Origin of the sequence: Ktedonobacter racemifer DSM 44963, assembly GCF_000178855.1 — a bacterium.
Lineage (GTDB): Bacteria > Chloroflexota > Ktedonobacteria > Ktedonobacterales > Ktedonobacteraceae > Ktedonobacter > Ktedonobacter racemifer.
Genome location: NZ_ADVG01000001.1, coordinates 1277854 through 1291699, shown reverse-complemented (window position 1 = coordinate 1291699; position 13846 = coordinate 1277854). Strand labels below are relative to the sequence as shown.

Here is a 13846-nt window from a genome sequence, read left to right as displayed (position 1 = left end):
AGAGGGTATATGATGTTGCTGGAGTATAGTTGCCTAGTAAGGAGAAAGTAATGTTAAAACTGCGAGAAGAAGATTACGCGTGGGCAATTACACATCTTCAAATGAAGGGTGATACTGATTTGTTTCCGCCGCCCTTGGAGTTGGAAGCAGTAGCAAGTTTCCCTGATGAGGCAAAGAAACTGCTCCAGGCAACTGACATAGGCTCATATTCTTGGCAGGGAGGAAGGAGCACTATTGTCCCTAAAGGCACCTTGTCTTTTCGACCAGCAACACAACTTGATCCTTGGGATTCATTGATTCTCACTGCTTTAATTTATAGATATGGTAGCTGTATTGAGAAAAAACGAGTTTCTTGTAGTGAAGAGACTGTTTTTAGCTATCGTTTTTTACCAATGAAACATGATGGTGATTTGTATGCTAGAGACGCTGATTGGCCAACCTTTTGGAGAAAATCAAGAGAGAGAGCAGTAAGTATAGGTGGTTACGTTGCCATTGCGGATATCAGTAGCTACTACAATCAAATTTATCACCATACACTTGAAAACCAATTGCAGAGCGCTGGTGTACCACAAGAAGCCGCAAAGTCTATTATTAGACTTTGCTCTAAAATCACTCAGGGTGTCTCGCGAGGTATTCCTGTGGGTCCCCATGCAACTCACTTGCTTGCAGAATGTGCATTTGATCCCATAGATCAAAGTCTACTCACTGCAGGATACGTATTTTGCAGATTCGTTGACGATATTCATATTTTTTGTAAGACAAGAGAACAAGCCCAAATAGCATTTTATGACTTGGCAGAGATTCTTGATAAGCAGCAAAAGCTGAGTTTGCAGAGCCATAAATCTAAAATACTTTCAGCTGACGAATTTATTGAACATGCAGATGGAATAATAGCAGAAACTCCTCATGCTCGCTTAGAGAAAGATATCATCGAAGTTATAGACCGCTACTCCAATGGCGACAGATATAAAAATATTGATTTTGTTGCTTTATCACAAGAAGAATTAGAAGTTCTTAGTCAGCAAAATCTAGAAACACTATTAAATTCTTACCTTTCTCATAGTGAACCCAACTTTGTGCGCATCCGTTGGTTCTTTCGAAGATTAAAACAAATAGGTGTGCCTGGGGCTGTTCCCTTTGCAGTAACGAGGTTAGACGAACTTAGCCCTGCGATAGCCGATCTTGCAGGTTATATCTTATCAGCAAGAAATAGCTATACTGGCGCTTGGAAGGATTTGGGCGATCAAGTTTTATATGCTCTCGATCTCCCAATAATACAGCATAGTGAGTATCTGACAATAATACTTCTTGATTTATTTGCCAGTCTTCCCACTCTTAATCATGCTGATAGTATCCTTCAGAAATACAAAAAAAGCTCTTCGATGGTAAAAAGAGAAATTATTCGAGTTGCAACTGCGCATAAAAAAAGCCATTGGATACGTCAACTGAAAGAGGAATTACCCTCAACAGACCCTTGGTTAAAAAGGGCAATTATTGCAGGAGCATCCACATTTAGTAAAGATGAACGTACTCACTGGTTGCGTCGCATTGAAATTGAAAAAGAAGTAACTACTGATTTGGAGAAACTTGTTGTAAAGTGGGCCAGAACTCAGAATCCATAGAGTAATGAGCTACTATTAGAAAACTAACCCTGCTTTATCAAGGATGACATTAATCATTAGCGTTAGGGCATACCAATTCCTTGGTGAAGGGAGTCAAAGCAATGAGCAGGATACTGTTTAAAAATCCCATATTGACTGCCATACCTAGCGAAAAACTTATACAGCGATATTTTCCCAGCCTTTGAGGGTGGAGGTGTAAAATTGGATAATTTAGAGCTAGTCGATGCTACTGATCTTGATGCTTGGGCCCGACGACGTGAAGCACAAGAACTTCTCCCACATTTGATTCGCCGTCTCTTAAGCTCAACGCCATGCGTTACTGGCCTTTCTATGCGTGCTAGCGACGGTATCAGTATTCCTGGCTGGGATGGGCGTGTGAATGGTGGAGGTGGGGCTGCATATGTTCCCTCAGGGTTATCTTGTTGGGAGATGGGTACGGATGAAGATTGTCGCGGCAAAGCACAAAGCGATTACAAGAAGCGGACAGAAGATCCACAAGGAGTTGATCCAGCATCAACAGCATTTGTCTTCGTCACGTTGCGTCGATGGGGCAAGAAAGATGGCAAAGATGACAAGGATGCCTGGGTTCAGAAAAAACAGTCAGAAGGCAAGTGGCGGGAAGTAAGAGCCTTGGATGCGGATGACTTGGAGGGATGGCTTGAAGCCACGCCAACTGTCCATTCCTGGCTATCTGAGCGAATGGGGCGGCGACCACTGGAGGTCAAAACGCTGGAACGCTGGTGGAATGAGTGGTCTGCACAAACCCATCCAGTTCTCCCAGCACAACTATTGCTTGCTGGACGACGACGCGAGTCTCAAAAGCTTCGCCAAGCATTACGCAAACCCGCTAGCCCTATCAGCCTGTACGGTAGCTCACAGGACGAGGCAATAGCGTTTCTTGCTGCTTCTTTACTCATCTCAGACGAGCAAGAGGCATACGCATCTGGAGACGACCCTCTTGCATCAATACTTGTCGTATCTAGCTCCCAGGCATGGGATCGTTTAGCAATGTCATCGTCTCGAGCCCTTCTCGTTCCTAATTTTGAGGACGCTAATCTGACAGCTGCCATTAGTGGAGGTTATCACGTTATAGTCCCAATGGGAAGTGGTGATGATGAGAGACGAGCAGACATTGTGCTTCCACGTCTCGCTCGTGAGGAGGCCAGAAATGCGCTTCTGTCTGCTGGATGGTCATTTGAGCTTGCTGATAGACACGCAGTACAAGCGCGTAAGAGCCTTCGGTCTTTGCAACGGGAACTCGCTGTAAATCCAGTAATTAAACGCCCAGGATGGGCGCATCGTCCTATTGCTGACCTATTTGCACCTCTGATGCTGGTAGGTGGCTGGTTATCCAAATCATCTGCAGACTGTGCCACTGTTAGCGCTATAACTGGACGAGAATATGAACGGATCGATCGTGATCTTTTAGAATGGGCGGCTGGAGATGATCCCCCATTTCGACATTCAGGTGCTTCCTGGCTGTTAGTGGCACCGTTGGATGCGTGGTCACTTCTTCGATCAGTTCTAACACGAGAAGATATGACTCGCTGGTATGACGCGGCTTTGCGTGTGCTAGCAGAGCCAGACCCGATTCTCGGGTTGTCTTCAGATGAGCGCCCCTTTGCAGCTATCAGTGGTGTGCAACGCACATGGTCTGATGATCTGCGGCGAGGAATAGCTCAGGGGGCTGCACTCCTTGGTACTGTGGGAGATAGCCTACACTTCGATCATCAGACAGGACCAGATCTTGCGGCTTCACTGGTTCGTGAACTGCTCTTACAGGCAAATGAGGATGGTAGTGGGAACATATGGCAGTCTTTCGCTGACATTTTGCCACTACTTGCTGAAGCAGCTCCTCGGGAGTTCCTTGAGGGAATCTCCGGGGGATTGGCTGGAGACCAACCATTGCTCCGGATGATGTTCACTGATTCTCAAGACACTACTCTGTTTGGAACTTCATCGCCTCACACAAATCTTTTGTGGGCCCTTGAAACGCTGTGCTGGTCGTCAGAATATCTATCGCGTGCCGTTGATGCTCTTGCACGCCTCTCAGAAATAGATCCCGGAGGGAGATTGGCAAACCGACCGAGTGCCAGCTTACGGGAGGTCCTCTTGCCCTGGGCACCAAAAACCTCTGCACCTCTAACACGGCGACTTGCTATCATTGATGATGGACTCTTGGCTCGGCGACCGAATGTCGGATGGCCCCTGCTTCTGAAATTGCTTCCCCATATGCACGATACTTCTGTAAATACCCGCAATCCAGCGATACGGTTTCGGGACTGGAAACCCAGAGAAGAGAAAGTGCCTCTCTCTGAGTATTTGGAAGCGGTTCATCAGCTAGTCGACAGAGCACTCACTGCAGTTGCGCAGCAACCTGCGCGGTGGGTGCAGTTCGTTAATCAGATCCAAGATCTTCCCTTAGAGGAACTCAATTAGAGGAACTCAATCGGGTTCTTGATATATTGGAGTGTGTCGAAAGAGATACTCTCGATCCCAACGATCTTCTCGCATTATGGACTGCTTTGACTGAACTAGTAGCGCGGCACAGGCGGTTCAGTACTGCCGAGTGGGCCTTATCCGATGAACCTCTAAAACGCATAGAAGCAATTGTGACGTATATCGAACCTGTGAAGTCAACGGAGCGACACGCATACCTTTTTGACTGGCACCCGAATCTCCCTGCCGTCAGTGATTCCAATCAAGAATCATATGATAAAGCTCTTGATGATCTCAGGCGTGCCTGTGTCCTTGACACATTGGAGCAGTATGGTATTGATGGGATTATTCGCATGGCTGAGAAAAGTAAGCTTCCACGGTTGGTAGGCATGACCGTTGCCAATGTCGGTGGCCAGGATCTTACTACACAGGTCTTGCCGGGGCTTGCTGCCAAGGGGTCATATAAGGAAATAGCGGTGGGATGGGTGTCCCAAATGAGAGAGATAAATGGTTGTGATTGGGCTGAACACACTATGGAATTTTTAACGGAATTATCCGACGAGGCTCGAATCACTTTCTACCTATCTTTGCCCATAGAGCCGCATACGTGGACTTTAGTGGCTTCAGATAGCGAGACTATTCAAAACGCGTATTATCAGTCAGTTCCTACCTGGGGAGTCGACCCAATTCACGCAACCACACTTGCTAAATGTTTGTTAGAACGTGGCCGCCCATGGTCTGCTATTGATTTATTAGCATTTTGCTGCCACGGAAACAACGATGCAGCGAAGCCTCCCGCTGATATCATCGAACAAGCACTACGAGCCGCACTTGATCCTGGAGTTCTCGAAACTCCGCAGCCAGGGTCGCTCACTTATGACCTCAGTGTGCTACTTGACAACCTTGAATCGATGGGAGTAGCTGCTGATGTCTCGTTTGAGCTAGAATGGCAATATTTCCCCTTGTTACAACACACACGTGCTCCCCGTGCAGTATATGCTCGGATCGCCTCAAACCCACAATTGTTTGTTGAAGCGGTACTTATAGCCAGTGGCAAAGAGACAGCAATGAACGAAGCCGATAGCACAGCAAAAGTACAGCGAAGGAGTTGTTACTTACTGCTCCATTCTTGGCGCGGTGTACCAGGAGTAGCCGATAACAATATCATGGATGGGGCAGTACTACGTACGTGGGTGAATGAGGTACGTCGGCTGTTCGCTGAGCATGATTGCATTGTTATTGGAGATGAATACCTCGGCAGATTGTTGTCTGGCAGCCCTCCTGGTATCGATGGCATATGGCCTGCTGAACCAATTCGGGATCTCCTCGAAGATCTTGCAGTAAACAAAGACATTGAAAACGGTTTACTCACAGGAAAGTTTTATAGCCGAGGAGTCACATGGCGTGGTGTATATGATGGCGGCAAACAGGAAGCGGTGCTTGCTAATCAGTTCAACTTATGGGCTGAGCAAGTGGAGGATCGGTGGCCTCGAACGGGAGAAGTGCTTCGAATACTTGGGGACGGTTATGCAAGGGATGCACGTCAAGCAGATGTGTCAGCTGAGAGAAGAGCGGATACAGACTGATATAAGTTTTCATCGATGGGAGTAAGTGTACATCCGTCTCAAGTGCCCGTAAGCTCTATCGTAATCCGGTCCACACCAGCACGAAAGGCCGTCTGACCTTGGATAGTCCGTTGCTGCAAGGGCGCCGATCAGAAACGCTGACGGGAGTTGATGAGAGTTTGAGCGGAACCGATGGGAAGGGCAGACCTGTCCATCTTACACGCTGGAGAGGATTGCACTTCAAGCAAGGTCGTGATGTCGAGGCTGTGTTGTTTGTCTTGTGCGCGAGGGAGCTAAGGACAGCAAGTGTGATCCGCATGAGAGTTGGTTTGTTCAGCTCTCGGCCGACATGCCTTTGCAGGAGGTGGCACCCACCTATGCCCATCGCTTGTCGTATGAGCATGGCTATCGCTTTATGAAGCAAGACTTGCTCTGGACGCAGGCCCGTGTGCGCATGCCCGAGCAATTTGAGCGTTGGAGTCTGCTGGTCTTTGAACTATTTGGTGTTGGTTCATTGGCGTGCACAAGCCGTCCATCGGCCTTGGGAACCTAAGCAATGTCCACTCATGCCTCGATAGGTTCGTCGGATCATGCTCTCGCTTTGGTTGCAGTTGGGAACCCCCAACGCGGATGTGCCAAACTTGAGGGGAATCGCCAGGGCGAGCGGTTGGTTTTCATTCGCAGCCTGCTCCACGCTATAGTGTGGTCCTCAAAAGTAAGCGCAGGCCAAAACGAGGGCTAACTCTCCTCTGAGAGTCGTCAATGTGAGCATGCTTTCCTTTTTGTAATGCACATTCTCATAGGTCTTGTTTATTAATACAAATAAGTACTAAGAAAAATTGAGAAATGCGTAAAAAACAAAAAACGTGATAAAACGGTGTTCCTTCTGTGGCAAATTACAGGATCAGGTCCTGCGTCTCATAGATGGACCTCCAGGATTATTCATTTGCAATGAATGTGTCAATCTGTGTCGGGAAATGCTCAGGGAGGGGGCTGAAAAGCCAAACGTTATCTCTGGTGATGTATCATTCTCGCTTGTTCCGATCACTGACGTGAAACGCCGTAAAATGTCTTCTCAAAGTAGAAAGGATGCACTACAGTGTTCCTTCTGTGGCAAGTCGCAAGATCATGGCCTGAGGCTACTAGCTGGACCTGAAGGTATGTTCATTTGCAGTGAAACCGTGAATCTCTGTGGTGAAATACTCGATTACTATGAGGAAGAAAGAACAAGAAAACGTGAAAGAGAAGAAAAAAGACCAGCAGTAAAGAGTGAAGAAAAAGGAAATAGTGCACAAAAATGGGAATATCTCGTAACTACACTAGATCATCTGCATCTTCAAGGCGATGACGAGATAGAGGAGAGGATGTGTACATGGGGAAAGGATGGTTGGGAACTCGTTTCTGCTACCGCATTTTCTCATGATAACGGAACTAATGGTATGCAGTGTCATGATGATAGTGTGGGCAATACAGCCACGAAGGCATCTGTTAAGTTGTTTTTTAAACGCCCCAAACTATAAATTTTGTCATGAATACTACTTTGGCGATTTCTAAGGGATGAGCTTTGTAGTGAACACCAAACATTACCGTAATGCTCAGCTTAGCCCTTGGCTCTAAGCTCCCTTCTACAAAACTAACAAAGTAGTATTCGCTAGCTGGTGGGATCGACGCAGGGCTTAAAGACGAAGCAGGAGAAAGCGCACTTAATCCGCCATTTTGATGTGTTGCAGGGGAAAGAGCCCTTTGATATGGTTCCCTTGCTCTCATCGATGAGTATCCGCTTTATCCGCTTGAGGCAGTTTACTGTGTATCCCTATCCCTTCGGGTTGATTCATTGAACGAGTGAATGTGCAATCTGAAATGGTCCATCTGGAGAATGATGCGAGGGGAAGCAGCATGCGTTGAGGCGTAGCAACCTTCTGGGAGTAGTGAGAGGAAGAGAGCGGCGTAACGAGCAAGGAGTTGCTCGACAAGAAGCCTGTTTCAGGGTAAACTATTCTCCTGGCCGTCAGGAAAACTCTCTTCTTGCATCAATTGCTCATAGCATATGTCCCTGAAAGGAATGCTCAGATGTACTATACATTGCTCATGCTTGGCTCTGGCCTTTTTTGGACAATAACGTATGTCCTCATCATCTGGCGAAGCTGGCACGATCGCTCCTATGGAATGCCTCTGGCTGCTCTCTGCGCCAATATTGCCTGGGAGGCAATTTTCTCGTTTCTACTTCCACCCCATCTCATTCAGCACATTGTCAACATCATCTGGTTTACCCTCGATGCCATCATTTTTGCGTTGACCATACGGTTTGGCCCCAGGGAATTTCCTGGCCTGTCGAAGCAAACCTTCTATGCCATGTTTGGTCTGACTCTTGTGACCAGTATTGGTGCAGTCTTTCTGGTCACGTTAGAGTTCCATGATGGGGGAACCTATTCTGCCTTTGGACAAAATCTGATGATGTCGGTGCTTTTCATCTGTATGCTATTTCGACGTCGCTCGTTGCGAGGACAGTCACTGAGTATCGCTCTCTGTAAATGTATTGGTACTGCCTGTGCATCACTGGCTTTTTATTTCTATTCTGCTCCCTGGCAGCACTCGGTGCTCTTGCCTTTCCTCTATGTGGCGACGTTTTTCTATGACGTGCTGTATGTGGGAATGGTGGTTGTGCAGATGCGAGCTCTCCCTAATCTCAGCAAGAGCGCAGAAATGGACGTGGTGCAACCAGAACTAGCACAATAACAAAGCGAATCGTTGTATGGGTAAACATGGCACCTGGAGCGTGGGTATCTATTGACCCAAGAGAGTACCAGGATGTTTGCTTGTGATGTGTATCTCTTCTCGATCCTGAGAGACCAACAAATACCACATAGATACAGGCACCCTGTAGCAGAAGTCGCGGTGGGCGTGTTGTTACTTCCATCGCGACTCCTGCTGCAATGAGAGAAGCGGCAAATTTTTGGTGAGAAAGTATTGCAATTAAGGAGAAGCTTGCGTATTCTATGAAAGATGAGAGGAAGAACATATCAGGTGAAAGAGTGTAAAAGATGTAAAAAAGTGTTGAAACAGGAGGGTAATATGAGTAAGAGATTTCATCCATCCTCCCTCTTCCTTTTTGTATTGTGTCTACTGGTGACTTTACTCGTAGGATGTGGAGAACCATCACAAAAACGCTCCTCTTTTACAGTCACGCCTACGAATATCCCTGTTAGGAAGACGAGCAACACTCCTACTCGGAGCGTTCCTTCTCCAGAAATTCCTCACCCTGTAGCACGCTTAGGTCGTTCAATCACTGATTTCCGATTGGTGTTAGGAAATGAATTTGCCCTGAATAAAAACACTAATACTTATGAGTTTCAGCAAGATCCACATTTCCCAGAAGCACAATATGAGGTAACTGTTGATGATATAAAGAAACCCATTCCTCAACAACGGGTAATAAAAATAAAATTTAATGTTCTCTTTGACGATAATCCACTTTCTGAACATGATGCAAATAGGAAATGTGGAGCGTTTCTTCCAAGTGATGCTGTTACAACAGGGCACTATCGTCCTGAGGAATATGGATTTACTGCTGATTATTTCTACAGCGCTGAGATGAAGAATGAATTTCGCGCATCTTACTTTACTGAGGTTGATGGAACGCTCGTAAGACCTGGTGCAGTCTATATCCTTTACGGGTGGTCTATTATCACCACAGGTGTTTTATATTGCTACATTGGACTTGGTAGGTAACTACTAATGAAGAGTGCGCTCAAGGCTGCTGCGGATTGAGGAACTGGAACGGCGACTGGACAAAGATAGCCACAACAGCCACAAACCGCCATCGAGTGATGGATGGAAGCACCAGCCCAGACCTCATCAGAAGACGAGCAGACCTTCTGGGGGCCAGCCTGGGCACCAGGGCCATGCGCTGGCTCAAGTGGAGGAGCCAGATGAGGTGATCGTGCATCGGCCTGCGGAATACTCGACGTGTCACCGGGAGTTGGCAGAGGTGGCTGAGCACGTCAGCGAACGTCGGTAAATCCGCGAGCTTCCTGACTTACGCTTGAGAGTGACCGAGCATCGGGTCGAAACTGTGTGCTGTCTGAGATGTGGGCATTCCACCCGCGGCCAGTTTCCGGCAGATGTGCGCGCCCCCGCTCAATACGGCCCGCACGTGCAGGTCCTGGTGGTGTATCTGTCGCAGTTTCAGTTGCTGCCCATGGAACGCGTCTGTGTGGTGTGGGAGGATCTGTTTGGTTGCACCCTCTCGGAGGGGACGCTGGCCAGCTGGGTCCAAGAGGCAGCCCGCACACTCTACCCAAACCTGCTCATCCTCAAAGAGTTGCTCCTGCGCAGTTACATCGATCACGTGGATGAAACTGGGGGCGGATCAAAGGGATCTTGCATTGGTTCCATGTGAACGCAACGGCCTGGCTCACGTTCTATTCCTGGCATCGCAAACGGGGTCAGGCCGCGATGAATGAGGTAGGGGTGTTACCGAACTACACTGGTCGCGCCATCCATGATCGCTTGAGTAGCTACGATCACTATGGCTGTGAACACAGCCTCTGCGGGCCCATTTGCTGCGTGATGGTGTCGCAGTGGCCGAGCAGGGCAAACAGTCATGGGCTCAGCCATGTACGAGTTACTTCGACGTATGTGCCAGGTCGCGGGACGGTGGCGCGCGCAGGGAGCCACAGCCCTACCCTAGGCCGAGCGAGATGCATTCGTGCTCCAGTATTTTGAGATCCTCCGACAGGGCTTTGCTGTGAACCGAGCGTTGTCCCCACCTGAACAAGATCCAGCATGCCAAGAGCCGGGGCGCAAGAAACAAGAGGCCGCGAAAAATCTGCTGGATGCCCTGCTCAAACGAGCTGAACAGGTGCTGGCTTTCCTGGATGGTCTCTCGATCCCCTTCACGAACAATCTGGCCGAGCGTGATTTATGCATGATCAAAGTCCAGCAAAAGATTTCCGGCACCTTCCGCAGTGAGCAAGGGGCCACCGCCTTTTGCGCCATTCGCAGTTATTTGTCTACCATGCGCAAGCAAGGCCGTTCGATGCTGGATGCCATGACGGCTGTTTTCAACAGATCCCCTTTTCCCATGGCCTGGGAACCGGGGACCTGAGTAGTTATGAGATTCCTGTCTTTTTCTCCGTGTTTAGCTTCCATTCATGAAAAATAGCATTCCTGTCAGCGAAAGATTTCCTTAGCTATACCCAAGAAACAGCTCATTCTCCTGAGCGTACGCCAGCACGCCGGGAGCGATAATGCTCAGCAGTCCTTGCGGAGGCAGTGAGAGAGCCACTTCAAAGGCCGTCTGTCCATGCGTATCACAACAGAGGAAACCGTCCTTCTGACGGATAAAAATGAAGCCCTCCTGATCGACCAGCGGCTGCTCGATCCAGCCAAGGGAGCCGCCTGGGCAGATATCACGCCCCCAAAGCTCTTTGCCATCGCACGTCAGGCGGGCTAGTCGTTGCTTGGAGAGCGCGACCCAGCCGCCATCAGGGAAGACCGCAAACCTGGCAGCATGGGGATAGCTACCGATCTGCTTCCCATCTGGGGTAAAAAACGCCGAGCAGTCATCATTGAGTGAACCTACCGCCGCAATCTGCTCCTGGTTGAGCGTTGGCAGCAAATCGGCGTATTGGAAAGATGTGCTCCATTGGATGGCACCTTCCAGGCTCACTCGGCAGAAGCCCTTGCCAGCATAGCCCGCAATTGCCAGAGAATGGTCAGGATAAACAGCGGGTGTGACGATATCATAGCCAAAGCACCCAATCTCCTGCCATTGATTGTCTCTGAAGAGATAGACTTCACCGGAAGGGGAAGAAAGGATCAGCAGTCCGCTCTCGGTCAGATTCGGGGAGCCGCCAGAGTCATCGGGGCCAGCCCATCCATTATCATCAGGCAGTCGATACGCCTGGCGACGAACACTGCCAGCACGATCAACCAGCAGCAGGTGATCGGGCTGAAAAAGCAGGGTTTCACCGGTTCGCAAGGCGGTGGGAAGGGAGGAGATCCAATGCACCTTTTCCCTGACGAGGCTCCTGAGGTCGACCTGCCAGAGGATTGTGCCATCCAGTGTGACCGCGCTGAGCATGCCTGCATGACATACCCGCAGCGTCTCATCAGGCATAACAATCACGCCATTATACGCCCTTTTCACCTGGTCAGGCGTACTATCAAGAACCGGCAAAGCGATAGTGTGCCAGTGGGGAGTGGTATGAGGGCCAGCAATGGTGAGAAGCGAGCGATTAGCCTGATCGCCTCCGAAACGAGGCCAGGCCGTTTGAGCCAGTTGAAACATTGGCTTATGCTTCCTCAGAGGGGAGGAAGGAACCACTTGACTGGAAAACAATAGGAATAGAAGAGAATATAGCATTCCTTCAAGAAAAGATCAAGCGATATGGTAACTGCTCAGGTTGGCTCTTTCGGCGGCCTACAGGACCTGAGTAGTTACCATATCGCTTGTTATATCCCTTTTATGCATAAGAGCACATCATGTTATATAAAAACAGCTTCATTCTTTATCTCATGTATACGTGCTATATGGATGGAAAGGGTGTTTTTGGGGATGAATCATGATTCCACTCACCGTAATTTGGGCTGTAAGAGCACAAACAACCAAGTAGAGCCCGTACACAATGAGTACCATGCCAGCACAACGAATGAGTGTTCGATACCGGTACTTTGTTGACAAGGAAAGCCCCATCCGCTGATGACCGATGTGACCTGAACTCCTCATACCAACGAACACATCGCGTCTTGGCTCTCTGAGCGAGGGAATGCCCTTCCCAACAAAGTACCGGTAGGATACAGTTCTGTCTAACATGCACACTTCTCCCCTTTTTGCGAAAGATATCGTTGCTATACCCAAAAGTAGTACTCTATTGCCAAAAACGTTATTGTAGAGATAATATCAAATACGAGAAGAGAAAAACATACTTGGTGTGATAATGAACACAAAAAGATGGAAGGGGCACATCGTTGGTAGAACCCCGCTAACCGGTGGCTGAGCACAGGACCCCCTTGCGTAGCCGAACCAGCGGCCGAAGGCGAGCAGGCTCGGCTACAGAAAGCGGCTCACGTGCCTGTTTCTTTCGCCGTCCTCGTTGCTTGGGTTCAACCCATGCAGGAGGAGCCACTTTGTAGTGCAAGAGTTCGCTTATGCTCCAGATATGATCAGTCAGCCCAGCCGCCATGGCAGGCGTGCAGGCTCTGCCCTCATGGACTGGCTTGCCGAGCTCATGATGCGGCCAACAGAAGTTATAGGTCGTCCCAAGCAGGTACATTCCCGTTTCCAGTGGACGCAGGTGGCGAGCGCTTTGACGACATTTGCGCGTCAAGGTGGCAAGCCGCTGGCGCATGGTGGCATTCAAGCGCTCAATAAAAGCCGTGTTGAGCACATTGCCTCCTTGTGACTGCTGGAGGAGCCGCTCGGCCTCCTCTTGTGAGCCATGCGACATCTTACGCGTGACCTCGACCACCCGTTTCTTCTGCGTCCGCTTGATGACCGTCCCAATATGCAACTCTGACCAAACGACCAAGCGAGCGCGTCCTCGCCCTGGCATCGCTTTCACCTTTTCACGAAAGGCTCGCTTGATACTGCCCGGATACGCGCACCAGCCATCAGTCAAGACCAGCAGCGCTTTCAAGGGCTCTGCACAGCGTCGTACCTGTTGCAAGAGCCGATCAGCCAGGGCGCGATCACGGGTACGTGAGACGGTCCCGGCCACCCACAGACGTGTCTTGACCATGATGGCCAGACCCATCCAAGCGACCATCTTGCAGCCTTTGACGCGGATCTCATCGGCCTGCACATGTTGCAGATCCAATTGGGCGGTCTCAACGATGTCTTGATGGACCTGTTGGCAATGGATTCCGGCTCGATCTCGCCAACTGGCCACGGTGCGTTCATCGAGGCCGAAGGCATGAACGATGGCTTGAAGCGGACAGCCATACGAGAGCAGCGTCACCACAATGACAATGAGCTCGGTTGGCTTGCGCAGTCCCTCAAGCATGGTTCCTCGGCGCGCGCTGAAGGTTTTGCGACAACGCGTACAGCGATAGCGCTCTCGCTTGCGATCATGAATGACGATGTTGCCTGCCCCGATTTGCCCTCTTGCGCAACACATCGAATGAGGGCAAAATTGTTTCGATGGCTCCATTGAGGGAAATATGGTCTTTTGCATATCCATATCTTGTCAATGGAGCCTAATTTTTGCAAGCCTCTCC

At 49.3% G+C, this 13846-nt stretch carries 12 protein-coding genes and 1 pseudogene; 11 read left to right on the top strand and 2 right to left on the bottom strand.

Translation table 11 applies throughout. The annotated features are described in order from the left end of the window. The first annotated feature begins 50 nt into the window (after nt 1–50). From KRAC_RS05750 to KRAC_RS75550, 11 genes and pseudogenes are all read left to right on the top strand, one after another. Nucleotides 51–1622, top strand: a complete 1572-nt coding sequence (locus tag KRAC_RS05750; RefSeq protein WP_007905193.1) for an RNA-directed DNA polymerase — start codon at nt 51–53, stop codon at nt 1620–1622. 201 nt (nt 1623–1823) lie between these two features. Next, nucleotides 1824–4061 carry a hypothetical protein gene (locus KRAC_RS70825; protein ID WP_157506325.1) on the top strand — a complete coding sequence of 746 codons (2238 nt, stop codon included), beginning with the start codon at nt 1824–1826 and terminating at the stop codon, nt 4059–4061. A gap of 173 nt (nt 4062–4234) precedes the next feature. Further along, nucleotides 4235–5647 carry a hypothetical protein gene (locus KRAC_RS05730; protein WP_157506324.1) on the top strand — a complete coding sequence of 471 codons (1413 nt, stop codon included), beginning with the start codon at nt 4235–4237 and terminating at the stop codon, nt 5645–5647. A gap of 259 nt (nt 5648–5906) precedes the next feature. Continuing rightward, nucleotides 5907–6179, top strand: a complete 273-nt coding sequence (locus tag KRAC_RS74420; protein ID WP_007905192.1) for a hypothetical protein — start codon at nt 5907–5909, stop codon at nt 6177–6179. Nucleotides 6180–6492: 313 nt separating this feature from the next. Further along, a pseudogene (locus tag KRAC_RS79320) lies at nt 6493–6615 on the top strand (ClpX C4-type zinc finger protein); the annotation flags it as partial. After that, entirely contained in the window at nt 6604–7146 is a 543-nt protein-coding gene (locus tag KRAC_RS05720; RefSeq protein ID WP_040441974.1) for a ClpX C4-type zinc finger protein, read from the top strand. The pseudogene KRAC_RS79320 and the gene KRAC_RS05720, both read left to right, overlap by 12 nt. A 550-nt stretch (nt 7147–7696) precedes the next feature. After that, nucleotides 7697–8362, top strand: coding sequence for a transmembrane-type terpene cyclase (locus KRAC_RS05710; protein ID WP_007905190.1), 666 nt, complete (start codon nt 7697–7699; stop codon nt 8360–8362). A gap of 336 nt (nt 8363–8698) precedes the next feature. After that, nucleotides 8699–9355 carry a hypothetical protein gene (locus tag KRAC_RS70820; RefSeq protein ID WP_007905188.1) on the top strand — a complete coding sequence of 219 codons (657 nt, stop codon included), beginning with the start codon at nt 8699–8701 and terminating at the stop codon, nt 9353–9355. Between the two features lie 13 nt (nt 9356–9368). After that, nucleotides 9369–9644, top strand: a complete 276-nt coding sequence (locus KRAC_RS75560; protein ID WP_052568002.1) for a DUF6444 domain-containing protein — start codon at nt 9369–9371, stop codon at nt 9642–9644. Nucleotides 9645–9674: 30 nt separating this feature from the next. Next, nucleotides 9675–10025 (top strand): IS66 family transposase, encoded by a 351-nt coding sequence (locus KRAC_RS78125; RefSeq protein WP_274532109.1) that lies wholly within the window; start codon nt 9675–9677, stop codon nt 10023–10025. A gap of 309 nt (nt 10026–10334) precedes the next feature. Beyond that, nucleotides 10335–10733: an IS66 family transposase gene (locus tag KRAC_RS75550; RefSeq protein ID WP_052567997.1), complete on the top strand. Its 399-nt coding sequence runs from the start codon at nt 10335–10337 to the stop codon at nt 10731–10733. 81 nt (nt 10734–10814) lie between these two features. On the opposite strand, the gene KRAC_RS05690 is transcribed toward KRAC_RS75550, so the two are convergent. After that, nucleotides 10815–11918, bottom strand: coding sequence for a hypothetical protein (locus tag KRAC_RS05690; protein WP_007905181.1), 1104 nt, complete (start codon nt 11916–11918; stop codon nt 10815–10817). Between the two features lie 694 nt (nt 11919–12612). Beyond that, nucleotides 12613–13809, bottom strand: coding sequence for a hypothetical protein (locus KRAC_RS05685; protein ID WP_007905179.1), 1197 nt, complete (start codon nt 13807–13809; stop codon nt 12613–12615). Between the last annotated feature and the right edge of the window lie 37 nt (nt 13810–13846).